19 protein-coding genes are annotated in these 18,897 nt (G+C 68.7%); 1 reads left to right on the top strand and 18 read right to left on the bottom strand.

Annotation, left to right across the window (positions count from 1 at the left end; genetic code table 11):
- Positions 1 to 144: 144 nt before the first annotated feature.
- The 6 genes from QSV35_RS19085 to QSV35_RS19060 all read right to left on the bottom strand — a co-directional run bounded on the left by QSV35_RS19085 (position 145) and on the right by QSV35_RS19060 (position 5,967).
- Positions 145 to 933, bottom strand: a complete 789-nt coding sequence (locus tag QSV35_RS19085) for a PP2C family protein-serine/threonine phosphatase (protein ID WP_353618992.1) — start codon at positions 931 to 933, stop codon at positions 145 to 147.
- Positions 934 to 951: 18 nt separating this feature from the next.
- On the bottom strand, positions 952 to 1,368 hold the full coding sequence (locus QSV35_RS19080) for a cytochrome c oxidase subunit 4 (RefSeq protein WP_286290552.1): 417 nt from the start codon (positions 1,366 to 1,368) through the stop codon (positions 952 to 954).
- Entirely contained in the window at positions 1,369 to 3,108 is a 1,740-nt protein-coding gene (gene ctaD / locus QSV35_RS19075; RefSeq protein ID WP_286290551.1) for an aa3-type cytochrome oxidase subunit I, read from the bottom strand. It abuts the gene before it with no gap.
- 2 nt (positions 3,109 to 3,110) lie between these two features.
- Entirely contained in the window at positions 3,111 to 4,010 is a 900-nt protein-coding gene (gene ctaC, locus QSV35_RS19070; RefSeq protein ID WP_286290550.1) for an aa3-type cytochrome oxidase subunit II, read from the bottom strand.
- A 167-nt stretch (positions 4,011 to 4,177) separates the two neighbouring features.
- On the bottom strand, positions 4,178 to 4,543 hold the full coding sequence (gene erpA / locus QSV35_RS19065) for an iron-sulfur cluster insertion protein ErpA (RefSeq protein WP_286290549.1): 366 nt from the start codon (positions 4,541 to 4,543) through the stop codon (positions 4,178 to 4,180).
- Positions 4,544 to 4,572: 29 nt separating this feature from the next.
- Entirely contained in the window at positions 4,573 to 5,967 is a 1,395-nt protein-coding gene (locus QSV35_RS19060; RefSeq protein WP_286290548.1) for a dipeptidase, read from the bottom strand.
- Positions 5,968 to 6,012: 45 nt separating this feature from the next.
- Between QSV35_RS19060 and QSV35_RS19055 the strand changes: the two genes are divergently transcribed.
- The gene (locus QSV35_RS19055; protein WP_286290547.1) at positions 6,013 to 6,603 is read left to right on the top strand and encodes a DUF3043 domain-containing protein; all 591 of its coding nucleotides are present in this window, start codon (positions 6,013 to 6,015) and stop codon (positions 6,601 to 6,603) included.
- Positions 6,604 to 6,679: 76 nt separating this feature from the next.
- On the opposite strand, the gene QSV35_RS19050 is transcribed toward QSV35_RS19055, so the two are convergent.
- The 12 genes from QSV35_RS19050 to QSV35_RS18995 form a co-directional block, all read right to left on the bottom strand.
- A complete protein-coding gene (locus tag QSV35_RS19050) occupies positions 6,680 to 7,702 on the bottom strand; it encodes a quinone-dependent dihydroorotate dehydrogenase (RefSeq protein WP_286290546.1) in 1,023 nt (340 codons plus the stop codon).
- A 10-nt stretch (positions 7,703 to 7,712) separates the two neighbouring features.
- Complete coding sequence (gene nrdR / locus QSV35_RS19045; protein WP_286290545.1) at positions 7,713 to 8,204, bottom strand: transcriptional regulator NrdR; 492 nt, start codon at positions 8,202 to 8,204, stop codon at positions 7,713 to 7,715.
- Between the two features lies 1 nt (position 8,205).
- Entirely contained in the window at positions 8,206 to 9,507 is a 1,302-nt protein-coding gene (gene hisD / locus QSV35_RS19040; RefSeq protein ID WP_286290544.1) for a histidinol dehydrogenase, read from the bottom strand.
- A 17-nt stretch (positions 9,508 to 9,524) separates the two neighbouring features.
- Positions 9,525 to 10,298 carry a type 1 glutamine amidotransferase gene (locus QSV35_RS19035; protein WP_286290543.1) on the bottom strand — a complete coding sequence of 258 codons (774 nt, stop codon included), beginning with the start codon at positions 10,296 to 10,298 and terminating at the stop codon, positions 9,525 to 9,527.
- A complete protein-coding gene (locus tag QSV35_RS19030) occupies positions 10,282 to 11,481 on the bottom strand; it encodes a hypothetical protein (RefSeq protein ID WP_286290541.1) in 1,200 nt (399 codons plus the stop codon). The genes QSV35_RS19035 and QSV35_RS19030 overlap by 17 nt, the downstream gene beginning before the upstream one ends.
- A gap of 75 nt (positions 11,482 to 11,556) precedes the next feature.
- A complete protein-coding gene (gene dnaE / locus QSV35_RS19025) occupies positions 11,557 to 15,027 on the bottom strand; it encodes a DNA polymerase III subunit alpha (RefSeq protein WP_419956874.1) in 3,471 nt (1,156 codons plus the stop codon).
- A gap of 165 nt (positions 15,028 to 15,192) precedes the next feature.
- Positions 15,193 to 15,765, bottom strand: a complete 573-nt coding sequence (locus QSV35_RS19020) for a GNAT family N-acetyltransferase (protein ID WP_286290536.1) — start codon at positions 15,763 to 15,765, stop codon at positions 15,193 to 15,195.
- A gap of 35 nt (positions 15,766 to 15,800) precedes the next feature.
- The gene (locus QSV35_RS19015; RefSeq protein ID WP_286290535.1) at positions 15,801 to 16,721 is read right to left on the bottom strand and encodes an RluA family pseudouridine synthase; all 921 of its coding nucleotides are present in this window, start codon (positions 16,719 to 16,721) and stop codon (positions 15,801 to 15,803) included.
- A gap of 1 nt (position 16,722) precedes the next feature.
- The gene (gene lspA, locus QSV35_RS19010; protein ID WP_286290534.1) at positions 16,723 to 17,427 is read right to left on the bottom strand and encodes a signal peptidase II; all 705 of its coding nucleotides are present in this window, start codon (positions 17,425 to 17,427) and stop codon (positions 16,723 to 16,725) included.
- A 9-nt stretch (positions 17,428 to 17,436) separates the two neighbouring features.
- On the bottom strand, positions 17,437 to 18,003 hold the full coding sequence (locus QSV35_RS19005; RefSeq protein ID WP_286290533.1) for a DivIVA domain-containing protein: 567 nt from the start codon (positions 18,001 to 18,003) through the stop codon (positions 17,437 to 17,439).
- A gap of 91 nt (positions 18,004 to 18,094) precedes the next feature.
- Complete coding sequence (locus QSV35_RS19000) at positions 18,095 to 18,394, bottom strand: YggT family protein (protein ID WP_286290531.1); 300 nt, start codon at positions 18,392 to 18,394, stop codon at positions 18,095 to 18,097.
- Between the two features lie 13 nt (positions 18,395 to 18,407).
- Complete coding sequence (locus tag QSV35_RS18995) at positions 18,408 to 18,878, bottom strand: cell division protein SepF (RefSeq protein WP_286290529.1); 471 nt, start codon at positions 18,876 to 18,878, stop codon at positions 18,408 to 18,410.
- Positions 18,879 to 18,897 lie beyond the last annotated feature (19 nt).

Genomic DNA, 18,897 nt, shown 5'->3' with positions numbered 1-18,897 from the left:
CCGGCCAGCGCTGCCGGATGGCGCATGGCGCTGCGCGGGCGCAGACTCTGCACCATGGCCGACCGTGCTCCGACGCGGCGCGCTGCGGTGCCGAACGGCCGCACGGCGCCGTACAGATCGCCGTACAGGTATCGCTCGGCGCACTCAGTCGAGCTCGCCCAGGTCTTCCAGCTCCTCCGCGAAGAGCCCCGCAGCCGCGCCGTAGAACTGCGGTCGCTCCCCCGCATCCGGTTCGCCGTCCGCGACGTCGCACACCACGACCGTGACGTTGTCGTGCGTCCGCGCGGCCAGCGCGATGGAGACGAGCTCCTGCGCCGCTCTGCGCGGCTTCAGCGGGCGCGCGAGGGTCGCGACGATGCGATCCTCGGCGACGTAGTCCGAGAGCCCGTCGCTGCAGAACATCCAGCGATCGCCGGCGACGGCGTCGGCGCGTGCCACGCCGATGCGGTCGTTCTCGTCACCGGTGAGGGATGCGGTGACGATGTTGCGTCGCGGGTGGGATGCGGCATCCTCGGGCGCGATGATCCCGTTGTCCACCAGCGCTTGCACGAGGGAGTCGTCGCGGGTCTGACGGGTGACGGTACCGCCGCGCAGCCGATACGCGCGCGAGTCGCCGGAGTGGCCGAGCAGGATGCCGCCGCCGCGCGCCACGACGATGCCGGTGAAGGTCGTCGCCATCCCCTCGAGCGAGGGATCGCGCACCACATGGGCCCGCAGATCCCAGTTCGCGCCGCGCAGGCGCTCATGCAGGTCGTCTTCGTCCCGCACGTCGACGTGCGCGGCCGCCAGACGCCGCAGGAAGGCCGCAGACGCGAGATCGCCCGCCGGCCCTCCACCAACGCCATCGGCCACTCCCGCTCCCCAGGATGCCGCGAAAGCGGCGTCCTGGTTCTCAGAGCGGAAGCGGCCGGTGTCAGAAGCAGCCGCTGCAATCAGGCGCAGCGGTCGACCTCAGCGTGCGAAGTAACCGCGGTAGTACTCGAAGACCCAGCCCACGATGGCCACGACGAACACGCCGATGCCGATGGGGAACATCCATGTGCCGACCGCGAGGCCGATCATGCCGAGCGCCGCGGCGAACGCGAGCACGATGGGCCACCACGACCACGGCGAGAACTCGCCGAGCTCGGGGTCGCCGTCATCGATGTCGGCCGTCAAACGGTCCTCGGGCAGCTCGCCGCCCTGCGCGTTGTGGACGCGCTGCATGTAGAAGGCGATGAGGCCCGACATGAAGGCGGTGAACAGCAGCGCGACCGTGCCGACCCATTCCGGCTGACCGTGCTCGATGATGTTCCACACCGTGTACATCCCCGCGACGAGCAGGAAGAAGCCGACGAGGATCCACCAGAGTCCGACGTTGGTGCGCATTTACTTCGCCTCTCCTGCCACGGCCACGGTTGCGGGGGCGGCGACCGGGAACTCGGCGGCCTCCGGGTGGTTCAGGTCGAAGGCCGGGCGCTCCGAGCGGATGCGCGGGATCGACGTGAAGTTGTGCCGCGGCGGCGGGCACGACGTCGCCCACTCGAGCGATGCGCCGTAGCCCCACGGATCGTTCACGGTCACCCTCGGCGCCTTGCGCGCGGTCACCCAGACGTTCAGCAGGAACGGGATCATCGAGGCGCCCAGGATCATCGCACCGATGGTCGAGACCTGGTTCATCCACGTGAAGCCGTCGGACGCGGCGTAGTCCGCGTACCGGCGAGGCATCCCGTCGACACCCAGCCAGTGCTGGATGAGGAACGTCATGTGGAAGCCGATGAACAGCATCCAGAAGTGGATCATGCCGAGGCGCTCGTTGAGCATGCGCCCTGTCCACTTCGGCCACCAGAAGTAGAAGCCGGAGAACATCGCGAACACGACGGTTCCGAACACCACGTAATGGAAGTGCGCCACGACGAAGTACGAGTCGGAGAGGTGGAAGTCCAGGGGCGGCGCGGCGAGGATGACGCCGGTCAGACCACCGAAGACGAACGACACGAGGAAGCCGAGCGCGAACACCATCGGTGTCTCGAAGGTCACGGATCCTCGCCACATCGTGCCGATCCAGTTGAAGATCTTCACACCGGTCGGCACAGCGATGAGCATGGTCATCAGCGCGAAGAACGGCAGCAGGACCGCGCCGGTCACGTACATGTGGTGCGCCCACACCGCGACCGACAGCGCCGCGATCGAGATCGTCGCGTAGACGAGGGTCTTGTACCCGAAGATCGGCTTGCGGCTGAAGACCGGCAGAACCTCGGAGATGATGCCGAAGAACGGCAGCGCGATGATGTACACCTCGGGGTGTCCGAAGAACCAGAACAGGTGCTCCCACAGCAGGACGCCGCCGTTGTGCGGGTCGTACACGTGGGCGCCGAGCACGCGGTCGGCCGCTGCGCCGAGGAGCGCCGCAGCGAGAACCGGGAACGCCATGAGGATCAGGATGCTCGTGATGAGCGTGTTCCAGGAGAAGATCGGCATGCGCCACATCGTCATGCCCGGTGCGCGCATCGTGATGATCGTGGTGATGAAGTTCACAGCGCCGAGGATCGTTCCGAAGCCGCTCATGGCAAGGCCGAGCATCCAGAGGTTTCCGCCCGCGCCTGGTGAGAACGTGATGCTCGCCAGCGGTTGATAGGCGAACCAGCCGAACCCGGCGGCGCCCTGCGGGGTGAGGAAGCCGGCGACGGCGATCGTCGAGCCGAACAGGAACAGCCAGAAGGCGAACGCGTTCAGACGCGGGAACGCGACATCGGGTGCACCGATCTGCAGCGGCAGGACCGCGTTCGCGAAGCCCGCGAACAGCGGCGTCGCGAACATGAGCAGCATGATCGTGCCGTGCATCGTGAACAGCTGGTTGTACTGCTCCTTGGTCGGGATGATCTGCATGCCCGGCTCGAAGAGTTCAGCGCGGATGATGAGAGCCATCACGCCGCCCAGCATGAAGAAGATCACCGAGGCGATCAGGTACATGTAGCCGATCGTCTTGTGGTCGGTGGAGGTGATCCACTTGACGACGATGTTGCCCTTCTGATCGACGCGCGACGCGCTCAGCAGCGCAGCCTGTCGAGGCGGAAGGGTCGTCGGCCGACCCTGGGACTTCTCCTGAAGCGGAAGCGTCGTCGCCATGATCACTTGCCTCCCTCGGTGCTCGCGCCCGTGCCGGGAACGTTGTTCAACCGGTCATAGGCCTTGGTGATGTCTCCGGTCTGACCCGCGTCGCGCAGGTCGGACAGGTGCTGCTCGTACTCGGCCTCGCTGACGACCTTCACGTTGAAGAGCATCGCCGAGTGGTACTCGCCGCAGAGCTCGGCGCACTTGCCGGCGTAGGTGCCTTCGCGCGTCGGGGTGAACGACCACGAGTTGTCGCGGCCGATGTACATGTCCTTCTTGTAGAGGAAGTCGATGATCCAGAAGGAGTGGATGACGTCGCGCGACTGAAGGTCGATGCGGACCGTCTTGTTCACCGGCAGGTACAGCGTCGGAAGCTTCGACTGGTCGACGTCGCCGTTGACCTCGTTCGGCTGCGCCTGAACGCCCATCGACCAGACCGCGTCGGAGTGGTCGGCCTCTGTGCCGTTGTACTGGAAATCCCACGCCCACTGCTTCGCGATCGCCACGACGTTGACGTCGGGGTGCGCGTCCACCGTCTCGATGACGTTCTGGTCGCGCGCCGTGAAGGCGAACATGCCCAGGACGAGGATCAGCGGCACGATCGTGTAGAAGATCTCGATCGGCATGTTGTACCGCAGCTGGACGGGAAGGCCGACCTGACCCTTGCGGCGGCGGTACGCGACCATCGCCCAGAGCATGAGGCCCCACGTGACGATGCCGACGCCGAGCAGGACGATCCAGGAGTTCACCCAGAGGCCGGAGACCATCTCGGTGTGATTCGTGGCCGGGGGCGCCTTCGGGTCTGCGAAGCCGGGCAGGAAGCCGTTCAGCTGCGTCGAGCTGCAGCCGGCGAGGGCGACAGCCGTTGCGATGCCGACCGGGATGACGGCCCAGCGGAGGCGTCGTTTCGAGTGCACGGTGCACCTTTCCGAGGACAGAGAACTGATGTCGCCAGTCTAGGGCAACCTCTCACCTGATTCGGGTCATTCGCCCAGCCGATGAGGGTCGATGTGCGCGGAATTCCGGGCACAGCGAAGCACCGGCCGCCGTCTGGCGGGCTCCAGCGGCCGGTGCTTCCAGGACGTCAGTGGAAGCTGTCGCCGCAGGCGCAGCTGCCCGAGGCGTTGGGGTTGTCGATCGTGAAACCCTGCTCCGAGATGGTGTCCTTGAAGTCGATCGTGGCACCATCCAGGTACGGGACGCTCATGTCGTCGACGATGACCTCGACGCCGTCGAACTCCACGGTGTTGTCGCCGTCGAGGTACCGCTCGTCGAAGTAGAGCTGGTAGATCAGGCCCGAGCATCCGCCCGGCTGAACCGCCACGCGCAGTCGAAGGTCGTCGCGCCCCTCCTGCTCGAGCAGGCTCTTGACCTTGTCGGCGGCCGCGTCGGTGAGCAGCACGCCGTGTGCGTTCGTGGTCGTCTCGGTCGACAGTGCGGTGTCGGTCATGATGCTCCTTCGGACGGGATGTCTCGAGTCTACGCCTCGCGGGCGTCGAGGCTCTCGAGCAGGAGCGCCTCGGCAAGCACCGCGTGACGGAATGTCTCGAGGTGCAGGGACTCGTTCGGGCTGTGCGCTCGCGCGTGCGGGTCTTCGACGCCGGTCACGAGGATCTGCGCCCCGGGGAACTCGCGAACGAGGTCTGCGATGAACGGAATGGAGCCTCCGACGCCGATGTCGACGGGGTCCACGCCGTATCCCTCGGCGAGGGCGGCGCGCGCGTCGGCGACGGCCCAGCCGCTCGTGTCGACCAAGAACGCGTCACCGCAGTCGATGTCGGAGAACTCCAGTTCGGCGCCCCACGGCGCGTGGGCGCGCAGATGCGCCGCGATCGCCTCGTACGCATCCTTCGCGGACTGGCCGGGGGCGACGCGAGAGCTGATCACGACCGACACCTCCGGCGCGAGCGTGTTGGACGCCGCGGCGACGGACGTGTGGTCGATGCCCGTGATGGTGATCGACGGCTTGTTCCAGATGCGGCTGAGGATCGTCCCGGTTCCGACGGGGCTCACACCGGCGGGCAGGCCCGCCTCGGAGCGGAGGGTGTCCTCCGTGTATTCGGGGGTCTCGGCATCGCGCTGCGTGAGGCCTGCGACCGCCACCGCGCCGTCTGCATCCCACATCGTCGCGAGGAGCTTCACGGCGGCCATCATCGCGTCGGGCACGGCTCCCCCGAACATCCCGGAGTGCGAGGCGTGCTCGAGGGTGCGGATCTTGAGGGTGAAGCGCGCGTTGCCGCGGAGGGAGACGGTCAGCGCCGGGGTCACGGCATCCCAGTTGCCGGAGTCGGCGACGACGATCACGTCGCTGCGCAGCGCGTCGGCGTTGTCGGCGAGGAACTGCCCGAAGGAGCGCGAGCCGAACTCCTCCTCCCCCTCGATGAACATCGAGATGCCGAGGTCGAAGTCCGTGCCGACCGCCTCGGTGAGCGCGCGGATCGACGCGACGTGCGCCATGATGCCGGCCTTGTCATCAGCGGCGCCACGACCGTACAGACGGCCGTCGCGGACCGTCGGCTCGAACGGGGGCGTGTCCCACAGTGCGTCGTCTCCAGGAGGCTGCACATCGTGGTGGGCGTACAGCAGCACCGTCGGACGGCCGTTGCGGGCGGCCCGACGCGCGAGGACGGCCGGCTGACCGACCTCGTCGGTTCCCGGGATGGCGGCGGTCTTCACCTCGACGGAATCGAAGACCCCAGTTCCCCCGATGAGGGCGGCCACCGCCTCAGCGCTGCGACGCACCTGCGTCTGGTCGAAGGCGGGCCAGGCGATGGAGGGGATGCGGACGAGGGTTCCGAGATCGGCGAGGGCGGCGGGGATTCCGGCGGCGGCGGCCTCGTGGACCGCCTCCCGTCGAGACAGCGTGGAGGTCATGCCGGTAATCTTAAGGGAACCCCGTTTCACGTACCGAGGATCACTGTGGCCAAGACTCCCGCACCCGCCCCGCACGACGCGCCCGCCGGCGGTGCCGCCGACGGCTCTGCGAACTCCGGCGCGTCCGGCAAGGGCCGCCCCACGCCGACACGCGCCGAGCAGGAAGCCGCCCGACGACGCCCCCTGGTTCCGGACACCAAGGAGGCGAAGGCCGCGGCCAAGGCCGACCTCGCCCGGCAGCGCGACAAGGCGCGCATCGGCATGGCCGAGGGCGACGAGCGCTACCTCCCCGCGCGGGACAAGGGGCCGCAGCGTCGGTTCGCACGCGACTTCGTGGATGCCGGCTGGCACCTCGGCGAGGCTGTCATGCCCGCCATGGTCGCCGTCATCGTGCTGACCTTCGTGCCGGTGGGAGGTCTGCAGTACTGGGCCTTCATCGGCCTGTGGGTCTTCATCGCCTTCGTGGTCGGCGACATGATCATCGTCTCGTGGCGCGTCAAGAGCGCTGTCAAGGCGAAGTTCGGTGCGAACAAGCTCGAGAAGGGCATCGGCTGGTACGCCGCCATGCGCACGATCCAGATGCGCTTCATGCGCCTCCCGAAGCCTCAGGTCAAGCGCGGCCAGTACCCGGTCTGAGCCTCGATCTCCGCAAGGAAAGGCCCGCTTCGGCGGGCCTTTCCTTCGTTTCTGCGCGCCGTTTCAGCCAGCGTCTTCAGCGGCCGGCGAGACCGCGGTTGAGCTGACGCCCCCAGAACGGGCCCCGGTAGAGGAACGCCGTGTAGCCCTGCACGAGGTCGGCGCCTGCATCCAGCCGCTCCTGCACATCGGCAGCGGTCTCGACACCGCCGACCGAGACGACGCAGAATCCGTCGGGCACGGCTGCGCGCACGACGCGCAGCACTGCGAGCGACCGCTCCTTGAGGGGCGCGCCGGACAGGCCGCCCTCCCCCGCCGCCGCCACGACCGCCGGATCGGTGGTCAGGCCCTCGCGCGAGATCGTGGTGTTCGTCGCGATGATGCCGGCCAGTTCCAGGTCGACGGCGAGCTGCGCGATGGCGACGATCTCATCGTCGGGGAGGTCGGGGGCGATCTTGACGAGCAGCGGCGCGTGCACAGCGGCATCCTTCACCGCGGATAGCAGCGGACGCAGCGTCTCCACCGCCTGCAGACCGCGGAGTCCGGGAGTGTTCGGCGACGACACGTTCACGACGAGGTAGTCGGCGAGCGGCGCCAGCAGTGTCGCGCTGCGGACGTAGTCGGCCGTCGCATCCGCGACGTCGACCACGCGGCTCTTGCCGATGTTGACGCCGACGATCACATCGCGGTTGCGACGCCGGAGCTTCGCGAGGCGGCGGGCTGCTGCCTCCGCACCCTCGTTGTTGAAGCCCATGCGGTTGACGACGGCGCGATCGGGGATCAGCCGGAACAGCCGCGGCGTGGGGTTCCCCGGCTGCGGGATCGCCGTCACCGTGCCGATCTCGACGTGGCCGAAGCCGAGCGCCGCAAGGCCCTTCACGCCGACGACGTTCTTGTCGAAGCCCGCCGCGATCCCGAAGGGCGACGGGAAGCTCAGCCCGAGCTTGTCCGTGCGCTGGTGGGGCGCCGGCCGCGTGAGCCCGCGGGCCGCCCACGAGAACGGAGGGACTCCGGCCAGGCGGATGACGGCCATCGCCGCGTGGTGGGCGAACTCGGGATCGAGGCGCGACAGAACCGTGCGGAAGAAGAGGGGATACATCCCCGCCAGGCTACCGGGAGGCGGCATCCTCCGACGACTCGGCGTCAAGCCGCGCCGCGTGATCGGCGCGCAGCTGCGCGATCGACGCCTCGAAATCGTCGAGCGAGTCGAACGCCTGGTAGACACTCGCGAAGCGCAGGTACGCGACCTCGTCGAGCTCGCGCAGCGGCCCCAGGATGGCGAGGCCGATCTCGTTCGTGTCGACCTGCGACGATCCCGTCTGGCGCACCGCCTCCTCGACCGACTGGGCGAGGACCGCGAGGTCGCCCTCGGTGACCGGGCGACCCTGGCAGGCCTTGCGGACACCGGACATGACCTTCTCGCGGCTGAACGGCTCGACGACGCCCGAACGCTTGATGACGTTGAGACTCGCCGTCTCGATCGTGGAGAAGCGGCCGCCGCATTCCGGGCATTGGCGTCGGCGACGGATGCTGAGCCCGTCGTCGCTCGTGCGCGAGTCGATGACGCGCGAGTCGGGATGACGGCAGAACGGGCAGTGCATGTCAGACCTCGAATCGTGCCTCGACGGCTTCTCCGTGCGCGGGCAGGTCCTCTGCGTCCGCCAGCGTGACGATCGCATCGCGCACCGCGGCCAGCGCCTCGCGGTCGTACGTGATCACCTGCTGCGGGCGCAGGAACGTGGATGCGGAGAGTCCCGACGCATAGCGCGCCTGTCCCCCCGTCGGGAGGATGTGGTTGCTGCCGGCGAGGTAGTCGCCGAGGCTCACGGGGGCGTACGAGCCGACGAAGACGGCACCGGCGTTGACGAACTCCTCCGGCCGCGGGTCGGCGAGGTGCAGCTCGAGGTGCTCGGGCGCGTAGGCGTTGCTGAAAGCGGTCGCTGCCGCGAGGTCGTCGACGAGGACGATGGCGGACTGCGGGCCGGTGAGCGCCTCGAGTGCGCGGGCGCCGTTGCGCGTCGCAGCCGCGCGCGCCGCGGTGAGAAGGTCGACCTGCGCGGCGAGCTCCTCGCTGTCGGTGACGAGCACCGCCGAGGCCTGTTCGTCGTGCTCCGCCTGGCTCACGAGGTCGGCCGCGACGAGGTCGGGATCCGCTGTCGCATCTGCGACGATCACGATCTCCGTCGCCCCCGCCTCGGAGTCGGTGCCGACGCGGCCAGCGACGACACGCTTCGCCGCGGCGACGAAGTTGTTGCCGGGTCCGCTGACGACGTCGACGGGATCGAGCCCGAGGCTCTCCACTCCGTAGGCGAAGGCGCCGATCGCGCCCGCGCCGCCCATCGCATAGACCTCGGTCACGCCCAGGATCCGTGCGGCGGCGAGGATGGAGGGGTGGACGCGCCCGCCGTACTCGCGCTGAGGGGGCGAGGTGAGGGCGATCTGCCCGACGCCGGCGACCTGGGCGGGCACCACGTTCATCGCGACGCTCGACGGGTACACGGCCTTGCCGCCAGGGACGTACACGCCCACACGGCGAACCGGCTGCCAGCGCTGCTCGACGACCGCGCCCGGGGCGAGCTCCGTGACGACCGGCGGGGGCACCTGCGCCGCGGATGCGATGCGCACGCGCGCGATGGCCGCCTCCAGAGCGACGCGGACCTCGGGATCGAGCGCCTCGAGCGCCTCGTCGAGCTGCTCGGCCGGCACACGGATGGCGTGACCCGATGCGCCGTCGAAACGCTCGGCCTGCTCGCGCAGCGCCTGCTCACCGCGTTCGGCGACGTCATGGACGATCTCCGCCGCGGCTGCGAGCGCCATGTCCCGCGCCGCCTGTGCGCGCGGAACGGCGGCGAGCCATTCGGCCGCAGAGAGCGTGCGGCCGCGGAGATCGATCGTACGGAGCATCCTGCCAGGCTACCGGCTCAGGCCACGGCCCCCGCCGCGAGGGCGTCATCAGCCGACCGGCGGACGACATCGATCCAGCGATCGGCGACCACCGACCACGTGCGGCGCAGTTCGTCCTCGGCGTCCTCGGCGTCCGCCACCACGTCGGCCGCCGTCAGTCCCGCGATCGCGAGATCGTCGGCGCCGGTCGCGGTCCAGTCGATGGCCGTGCGCGCTGTCGCTTCGAGGTGGAACTGGAGACCCCAGGCGGCGGCCCCGACGCGGAACGCCTGATTCGGGCAGCGATCGCTCGCACAGAGGGCCACCGAGCCTGCGGGGAGGTCGCGCACCTCGAGGAAGTGCCACTGCATCGCGCGGAGATCGGCGGGCAGGTCGTGCAGAAGCGGGTCGGACGCCGCAGCATCCGTCGCCTGCAGGGCGTTCACTCCGACCTCCCCGCCACGCGCGGCGGGGGCCACCTCTCCCCCGGCGACGACCGCGAGAAGCTGGGCTCCGAGGCACACGCCGAGGAGGGGGACGTCGTCATCGAGCGCTGCGCGCATCAGACGCCGGGTCGAGACGAGCCACGGGGCGCGCTCGTCGTCGAGCGGCCCCGGCGAGCCGCCGAGCACGAGCAGCCCGTCGAACCCCTCGAGGGTCGCGGGGACCTCGACGCCGGCGTCGGGCCCGACGATCGTGACATCCGCGCCCGCGACGCGCAGTCGCTCGCCGACGAGCCCGAGGCCGGCGTCGGCCTCGTGCTCGACGACGAGCACCCGGGCCGGACGCCCGGGCTCAGCCGCGCGTGACACCGGAGACGTCGCGCAGGTAGCCGATGCGGCCGTCGTCGTTGCGGACGACGTAGGTCGAACCGCGGTCCTCGATGACGAGAGCCCACGCGGTCGGACCGATGCGGAAGAGCGGAACGCCATGCTCGTCGACCACATCGCGCTCGACCGGCACGAGAGCCCAGAAGGCCTGGCTCGCGGCGACCGGAACCGCGACGGTCTCCGCGTCGCTGCGGACATCGTCGGTCTGCCTGCGGCTCTCCTGCACCGCCGGCTCCGACGTCGCGGCGTGCGCCGCCTCGGCGACGGTCTCGGTGCCGACGACGGCACCCGCATCGGTCCCGAGGACGGCTGCGGCGTACTCGTCGATGGTGGCGGTCTCGACGGGCTTGGGTCGTTCGACAACGGGACGGGGCGTTACCGGCCGCGTCGGTCGGGCCGCCGGCTGTGCGACGACCTCCACGCGGTAGCGGAAGTCGTCGCCGATCACGGGCAGCCACTTCGCGGCCACCGTGAGCACGACGCCGAGGAGCATGAGCACGGCCTGCACCCACATGACCCACGTGTGGGACCAGAACCCCGTCGTCATGGCGTTCGCGATCGTCGCCCAGATCTCCTGGATCCACAGGACGGCCGCGACCGCGAAGGCGACGGAGGCGAACTGGTCGATCCCGAGGGAGCCCACCCGGCGGATCCCGGTCGGCGAGAGGCGGCGCAGGACGATGAGGAAGACGGCCACGGTCGGCACGCCGATCGTGAGGATCCACGCGAGCCCTCCCGTCCACACCGATTGGTCGCCGGCCACGTCGAAGAACGACGTGATGAACGCGAAGAGCCAGACGAGCGCCAGGGCGACCTCGCGCACCGAGAAGGGACCGACGCCGTACTGCGGCGGGACGGCGTCTTCGGCCGGAGCCGCGACGACGGCATCCGCGTCGGCGACGTCGGTGCCGGCGTCATCGACGACATCCCCGGCATCCTCCTCGACGTCGGCGGCATCCGCGTCGCCGTTCGCGTCCGCCGGCGCGGTGGCGCCGGCCTCTGCCGGGGCGTCGTCGTCAGCCCTGTCGTGGGCAGCGTCGGCGCTGTCCTGCCTGGCGGTCGTCGCCGCCTCCGCGGTAGCGGCGTCGGACTCGGGTCTGGTGCTGCGCGCTTCTTCCGCGGGTGCTGGGGTGTCCGCGTCTTCCGGGCGATCGATATCGGTCACGTGCGTTCCTTCCGTCCGCGCGGCTGGGGGGATCCGCGCGGCTTGTCCGATCCTACTCAGAGGCGTTCCGCGGGATCAGCCGAGACACTGAGGTCCCAGCAGACCCTTGAGATCGCCGAAGAGGTCGGCCGAGATCGCCACCGGCATCGGCACCTCGAACACCTTCGCGGTGGAGCCGCGGTAGAGGCGCAGCACGACCTCCGTCGAGCCGCGGTGACGCGTCAGCACGCCGGCGAGCTCCGAGACGACCGCTTCCGTCGCGCGGTGCTCGGGCATCACGAGTGTGAGAGGGCCGGAGGCATCCATCGCTCCGAGATCCGGCGCGAACGCGGACTGCGCGTGCAGATTCATCCCGTCGTCGCGCCGCGAGACCCGGCCGCGGACGACGAGGATGCTGTCTGCCTGCAGCATCGACTGGAACTCGGTGTAGGTCTTGCCCATGAACATGACGGTGATCTCGCCGTCGAAGTCCTCGACCGTGATCATGCCGTACGGGTTGCCGCTCTGCTTCGCGACGCGGTGCTGGACGCTCGTGACGAGGCCGGCGATCGTGACCTGTTCGCCATCGCCGATGTCTTCGCTCGCGAGGAGGTCGTGGATGCTCGTCGACGCGTGCTTCGCGAGCGGCACCTCCATCCCGGCCAGAGGATGGTCGGAGACGTACAGGCCGAGCATCTCGCGCTCGAACGCGAGCTTGTCCTTCTTCGTCCACTCGGGGCGCTCGGGCACCTTGGCCGCGCGCTCAGGCTCGTCGTCGCCCCACAGGCTGTCGAAGTCGAATCCGACCTCGCCGTTCGCCTCGCGGCGCTTGTCGAGCACGGCCTGCTCGGTGGCGTCCTCGTGGATCTCCATCAGAGCGCGCCGCGTGTCGCCGAGGGAGTCGAACGCCCCCGCCTTGATGAGCGATTCGACCGTGCGCTTGTTCGCGACGTGCGCGGGCACCTTCGAGAGGAAGTCGTGGAACGACGTGAAGGCGGTCTTCGTGCGGGACTCGACGATCGAGTCGACGACGTTGGCCCCGACGTTGCGCACGGCCCCGAGTCCGAAACGGATGTCCTCCCCGACGGCCGCGAAGTACCGGATGGACGCGCCGACATCCGGCGGCAGCACCTTGATGCCCATGCGGCGGCATTCGTTGAGGTACACCGCCATCTTGTCCTTCGAGTCGCCGACGCTCGTCAGGAGCGCGGCCATGTACTCGGCGGGATAGTGGGCCTTGAGGTAGGCCGTCCAGTAGGAGACGAGGCCGTAGGCGGCGGAGTGCGCTTTGTTGAACGCGTAGTCCGAGAACGGCAGCAGGATCTCCCACAGCGCCGAGATGGCGCCCTCGCTGTACCCGTTGCCGACCATGCCGGCGTGGAAGCCCTCGTACTGCTTGTCGAGCTCGGACTTCTTCTTCTTGCCCATCGCACGACGGAGGATGTCGGCCTGGCCGAGACTGAACCCGGCCACCTTCTGCGCGATCGCCATGACCTGCTCCTGATAGATGATCAGGCCGTAGCTGATGTCGAGGATCTCCTTCAGCGACTCCGCGAACTCGGGATGGATCGGGGTGATCGGCTGCTGGCCGTTCTTGCGGAGCGCGTAGTTGATGTGCGAGTTCGCGCCCATGGGGCCCGGGCGATAGAGCGCGATGACGGCCGACACGTCTTCGAAGTTGTCCGGCTTCATGAGGCGCAGGAGCGCGCGCATCGGCCCGCCGTCGAGCTGGAACACGCCCAGCGTGTCGCCGCGGGTCAGGAGCTCGTAGGACGGCTTGTCGTCGAGCGGCAGGTCTTCCAGCACGAGCGGGTGGCCGCGGTTCGCCTCGATGTTGTCGAGCGCGTCGTTGATGATCGTGAGGTTGCGCAGCCCCAGGAAGTCCATCTTGATGAGGCCGAGGGACTCGCACGCCGGGTAGTCGAACTGCGTGACGATCTGACCGTCCTGCTCGCGCCGCATGATCGGGATGATGTCGATCAGCGGGTGGCTGGACATGATGACGCCGGCGGCGTGCACGCCCCACTGGCGCTTCAGGTTCTCGAGGCCCACGGCGGTGTCGAAGACCGTCTTCGCCTCCGCATCGGTCTCGATGACCGTGCGGAACTCGACCGCCTCCTTGTACCGCGGGTGGTTCGGGTCGAACATGCCCTCCAGCGGCATGTCCTTGCCCATCACCGCCGGCGGCATCGCCTTCGTCAGCTTCTCCCCCATGCTGAAGGGGAAGCCGAGGACGCGACCGGCGTCCTTCAGCGCCTGCTTGGCCTTGATGGTGCCGTACGTGACGATCTGGGCGACGCGGTCGTCGCCGTACTTCTCCGTGACGTAGGTGATCACCTCGGCGCGACGGCGGTCGTCGAAGTCGACGTCGAAGTCGGGCATCGAGACGCGGTCGGGGTTGAGGAACCGCTCGAAGATCAGACCGTGCTGCAGCGGGTCGAGGTCGGTGATCTTCATGGCGTAGGCGGCCATCGAGCCCGCGCCCGAACCGCGACCGGGCCCCACGCGGATGCCGTTGTCCTTCGCCCAGTTGATGAAGTCGGCGACGACGAGGAAGTAGCCGGGGAACCCCATCTGCGCGATGACGCCGCACTCGTAGTCGGCCTGCTTGCGGACGTCGTCCGGGATGCCGCCCGGGTAGCGCGCGTGGAGGCCGTTCTCGACCTCCTTGATGAACCAGCTCTCCTCGGTCTCACCGTCGGGGACCGGGTAGCGCGGCATGTAGTTGGCGCTCGTGTCGAACTCGACATCGCAGCGCTCGGCGATGAGCAGGGTCGAGTCGCAGGCCTCCGGGTGGTCGCGGAAGACCTGCCGCATCTCGGCGGGCGACTTGACGTAGTAGCCGTCGCCGTCGAACTTGAAGCGCTTCGGATCGTCGAGCGTCGAACCCGACTGCACGCACAGGAGCGCCGCGTGGCTGTTCGCGTCGTGCTGATGCGTGTAGTGCAGGTCGTTGGTCGCGACGAGCGGGATGCTGAGATCCTTCGCGATCTTCAGCAGGTCGGTCATGACGCGTCGCTCGATGGACAGCCCGTGGTCCATGATCTCGGCGAAGTAGTTGTCCTTGCCGAAGATGTCCTGGAACTCGGCTGCGGCCGCGCGCGCCGCATCGTACTGTCCGAGGCGCAGGCGCGTCTGCACCTCGCCCGAGGGGCAGCCCGTGGTCGCGATGAGGCCCGCGCTGTAGTTCTGCAGCAGCTCGCGGTCCATGCGGGGCTTGAAGTAGTAGCCCTCGAGGCTCGCGCGGCTGGAGAGCCGGAAGAGGTTGTGCATGCCCTGCGTCGTCTCCGACAGCAGCGTCATGTGCGTATACGCACCGGAACCCGACACGTCGTCGTCGCTCTGCTCGGGCGTGCCCCAGCGGACGCGCGACTTGTCGGAGCGGTGCGTGCCCGGAGTGACGTACGCCTCGATGCCGATGATCGGCTTGATGCCGGCGTCCTTCGCGGTCTTGTAGAACTCGTAGGCGGCGAACGTGTTGCCGTGGTCGGTGACCGCGATCGCGGGCATCCCCTGTTTGACCGCCTCCTGGACCATCGGTCCGATGCGGGCGGCGCCGTCGAGCATCGAGTATTCGCTGTGGACGTGCAGGTGAACGAAGGAATCGGATGCCACGTCTTCGAGTCTATGAGGGGGGTCTCCCATCAGAGCGGGCCCGACCCGGGACGGGCCCGAACACGCTCGAGCTTCGCTTCACCCTCGGGTTGAAGGTCAGAGTCCGAGTCGGATCCGTCAGTCGAGCTCGAGCCGCATGAGCACGCGCGGGAACCCGTCGAGCACGGAGCGCGTGTCGGCTGCCTTCGCAAAGCCGGCCGATTCGAAGAGGCCCCTCGTGCCGACGTAGGCCATCGTCTGGTTCACCCGCCGCCCCTCATTGTCGAGCGGATACCCCTCGATCGCCGGCGCGCCGCGCTCGCGCGCGTAGGCGACGGCACCGTCGATGAGCGCATGCATCACTCCCCCGCCGCGGTGGCCCGGGCGAACCCGGAAGCACCACAATGACCACACGTCCTTGTCGTCGACGTGCGGGATGAGCCTGTTGCGCGCGAAGCTCGTGTCCTTGCGAGGATGCAGCGCCGCCCATCCGACGGGCTCATCGCCGAGGTAGGCGATGACGCCGGGAGGCGGATCCTGGTGGCACAGTTCACGCACGCGCTCGGCGCGAGCTCGACCGGCGAGCGCGCGGCTCTCCTTGCTTCCGACGCGATAGCTGAGACAGAAGCAGACCGTCGAGTCGGGGTTCCTCGGCCCGACGACGAGAGCGACATCGTCGAACTCCGTCGCGGGGCGCACGTCGATCGGCATACGGCCACCTTGGCAGAGGCGTCGGACATCGCGCGCTACTCGCCGCGCAGCACCTCGAGCGCGTGCGCGAGGTCCGCCGGATAGTCCGAGACGAACGTCTGCCAGTCGCGGGTCAGCGGATGTTCGAACGACAACTGATGCGCGTGCAGCCACTGCCGAGTGAGCCCGAGCTTCGCCGACAGGGTCGGGTCCGCGCCGTAGAGCGGGTCGCCCACGCAGGGGTGCCGATGTGCGGCCATGTGCACGCGGATCTGGTGCGTGCGACCGGTCTCCAGGTGGATCTCCAGAAGGGACGCCCCGGGGAACGCCTCGAGCGTCTCATAGTGGGTCACCGAGTCCTTGCCGTCAGGGGTGACGGCGAACTTCCACGAGTGGGAGGGATGCCGGCCGATCGGCGCATCGATCGTGCCGGCGAGCGGATCGGGATGCCCCTGCACCACGGCGTGATAGATCTTCTCGACCTCGCGCTCCTTGAAGGCGCGCTTGAGCGCTGTATACGCACGTTCGGTCTTCGCGACGACCATGAGACCGCTCGTGCCGACGTCGAGCCGGTGGACGACCCCCTGGCGCTCTGCGGCACCGCTCGTCGCGATGCGGAAGCCGCCGGCGGCGAGGGCGCCGAGCACCGTCGGGCCTTCCCATCCGACCGACGGGTGGGCGGCCACGCCCGCGGGCTTGTCCACGACGACGATCTCGTCGTCGTCGTACACGATCCCGAGATCGGGCACCTCGACGGGGATGATCTCCGGCTCGCGCCTGGGCTCCCAGGACACATCGAGCCAGCCGCCCGCGCGCAGCTTGTCGGACTTCGACTGCGTGCGGCCGTCGAGCGTCACTCCCCCGGCGTCGGCGACCTCCGCCGCGAACGTCCGGGAGAAGCCGAGCATCTTGGCGAGCGCCGCATCGACGCGAACGCCGTCGAGCCCGTCCGGCACGGGAAGGCTGCGCGTATCCACGTCAGTCCTTCGACGCGGTCTCGTCGGAAGCCGGATCGACGGCGTCCACGGCAGCCGATGCCTCCGGTTCCGGGTCCGGGACACTGGAGGAGTCCGCCTCGGAGTCGCCAGCGCCGGATGCCGCGGTATCCCGCTCGGACGCACCTGACGGCGCGTCCGATGGTGCCGCAACCGCCGGCTCGCCGTCCTTGGCGCGCCGCTCGCGCGTTCCGTCGAGACGGAGCCCGAAGACGATCAGGATGGCGACCCCGACCATCATCGTCGTGATGAACATGTCGGCGACGTTGTAGATCGCGGGCATCATCCAGGGCGTCGAGATGAAGTCGACGACGTGCCCGACCGCGAATCCCGGCTCCCGGAAGAGACGGTCGGAGAGATTGCCGAGAACTCCGCCCAGCAGCAGGCCGAGGATGATCGCCCAGGCGCGGGAGCGCACCCGGAAGGCGATCACGATGATCGCGGCCGCGACGACCGACAGCGCGATCGTGAAGAGCCACGTGACCCCGGAGCCGAGGGAGAACGCGGCGCCGGAGTTGCGGATCAGGTAGAAGATCAGGAAGTCGCCGATGACGTGAACGGCTTGTTCCGGAGGAAGAGTGCGGATGGCCCAGAGCTTGGCCAACTGATCGGCGGCCAGCACCAGCACCGCGAGGATCGCGATGATGGTGCCGGCCGCCGCCTTGCTGATCGGGCGTCGACCGGTCAACGGACCGGCTTACAGACCGATGGCCGAGACCGGAGCCTGACCCGACGGAGTGGTGGTCTCGAGGTCACGCAGGTGACCCTCGATGAACGTGCGCAGCTGTGCGCGGTAGTCGCGCTCGAACTGACGGAGCTCGGTGATGCGGCCCTCGAGCGTCGAACGCTCGCGGTCGAGACGCGCGAGCTCGTCGCGGCCGCGAGCCTCGGCGTCGGACACGATCTGCGAGGCCTGCGTCTGCGCGTCGGCGATGAGCTGGTCGCGCTTGGCCTTGCCCTCGGCGATGTGCTCGTCGTGCAGGCGTTGAGCGAGCTCGATGATGCCGGCACTGGCTGCGGCGGGCTGGCCGTCGACCATGACAGGAGCGGCCGGCGCGGGCACCGGAGCCGCCACGGGGGCGCTGCCCGCACCCGACTCGAGCGAGGCGACCTTGGCCTTCAGCTCGTCGTTCTCCGCGATGGTCTTGCGCCACTCCACGACGATCTCGTCGAGGAAGTCATCGACCTCGTCCGGGTCGAAGCCCTCCTTGAAGCGAACGTGCTGGAACTGCTTGGTGACGACGTCATCCGGAGTCAATGCCATGGTTTTCCTCTTTCGGGGCTCGGGGCTGGCCGATGTCTGGGGGTGACGAGCCGGGTGTCGGTTCGTCCTTGCAAGCATAGCCGCCGCTCTTTCACCCCGCGAGGGAGCGGGTCACCCCGATGAGGATGAAGCAGAGCAGCAGCGTCAGTGTGAAGGCGAGATCGAGCGCCACGGGCCCGATCCGCAGGGGAGGGATGAAACGGCGGAAGAAGCGGATCGGCGGATCCGTCACCGTGTAGACGACCTCGGCCGCGATGAGACCGGCGCCGCGCGGACGCCATTCGCGATTCAGCATGGGCATGAAGTCGAGGATCATGCGCGCGAGCATCACGAACACATAGACGAGCAGCAGCGTGTTCAGGATGAGCGCGATGAGGGTGATCACACCCACAGACGCTACCCGGTCACGACTGGGTGAACGGCGCAGCCTCCGGGTCGGCCTGTGCGACCGTGCCGTCGCCGGACACGGCGACGTTCTCCGGCGACAGCAGGAAGACCTTGCTGGTGACGCGCTCGATGCGACCGTAGAGCCCCATCGACAGGCCGCTCGCGAAGTCGATCAGGCGCCGCGCGTCCGAGTCGCTCATCTGCGAGAGGTTGATGATGACGGGGATGCCGTCGCGGAAGTTCTCTGCGATGACCTGGGCATCCCGGTACTGCTTGGGATGCACGGTGAGGATCTCGCTGACGGCGGTCGCGACGGGCTGGCGCACGACCTCCGGGCGGCGGATCGGCGTCACCGGGGCAGCGGGCTTGTCGACCACTGCGGATGGCGTCGACTTGCGCGGGGCGGGCTGGGACACCTGCTCCTCGTAGGCCTCTTCCTCATCGGCGAGTCCCAGGTAGACCATGGTCTTCTTCAGCGGGTTCGACATCGCATTCCTCCCATTGCTT

This window comes from Microbacterium candidum (assembly GCF_030315975.1).
Taxonomy (GTDB): Bacteria; Actinomycetota; Actinomycetes; order Actinomycetales; family Microbacteriaceae; genus Microbacterium; species Microbacterium candidum.
The sequence above is the reverse complement of the archived record's forward strand: the minus strand, read 5'-3'. Positions and strand labels throughout refer to the sequence as shown.

What these genes read in the sequence shown, in the direction of transcription:
- QSV35_RS19080 (WP_286290552.1), bottom strand. Translation starts at nt 1,368, where the DNA reads ATGCGCACCAACGTCGGACTCTGGTGGATCCTCGTCGGCTTCTTCCTG.
- ctaD (WP_286290551.1), bottom strand. Translation starts at nt 3,108, where the DNA reads ATGGCGACGACGCTTCCGCTTCAGGAGAAGTCCCAGGGTCGGCCGACG.
- erpA (WP_286290549.1), bottom strand. Translation starts at nt 4,543, where the DNA reads ATGACCGACACCGCACTGTCGACCGAGACGACCACGAACGCACACGGC.
- QSV35_RS19060 (WP_286290548.1), bottom strand. Translation starts at nt 5,967, where the DNA reads ATGACCTCCACGCTGTCTCGACGGGAGGCGGTCCACGAGGCCGCCGCC.
- QSV35_RS19050 (WP_286290546.1), bottom strand. Translation starts at nt 7,702, where the DNA reads ATGTATCCCCTCTTCTTCCGCACGGTTCTGTCGCGCCTCGATCCCGAG.
- nrdR (WP_286290545.1), bottom strand. Translation starts at nt 8,204, where the DNA reads ATGCACTGCCCGTTCTGCCGTCATCCCGACTCGCGCGTCATCGACTCG.
- hisD (WP_286290544.1), bottom strand. Translation starts at nt 9,507, where the DNA reads ATGCTCCGTACGATCGATCTCCGCGGCCGCACGCTCTCTGCGGCCGAA.
- dnaE (WP_419956874.1), bottom strand. Translation starts at nt 15,027, where the DNA reads ATGCTCGACGGCGCCGCCCGCATCGGACCGATGGTCCAGGAGGCGGTC.
- QSV35_RS19020 (WP_286290536.1), bottom strand. Translation starts at nt 15,765, where the DNA reads ATGCCGATCGACGTGCGCCCCGCGACGGAGTTCGACGATGTCGCTCTC.
- QSV35_RS19005 (WP_286290533.1), bottom strand. Translation starts at nt 18,003, where the DNA reads ATGGCATTGACTCCGGATGACGTCGTCACCAAGCAGTTCCAGCACGTT.
- QSV35_RS18995 (WP_286290529.1), bottom strand. Translation starts at nt 18,878, where the DNA reads ATGTCGAACCCGCTGAAGAAGACCATGGTCTACCTGGGACTCGCCGAT.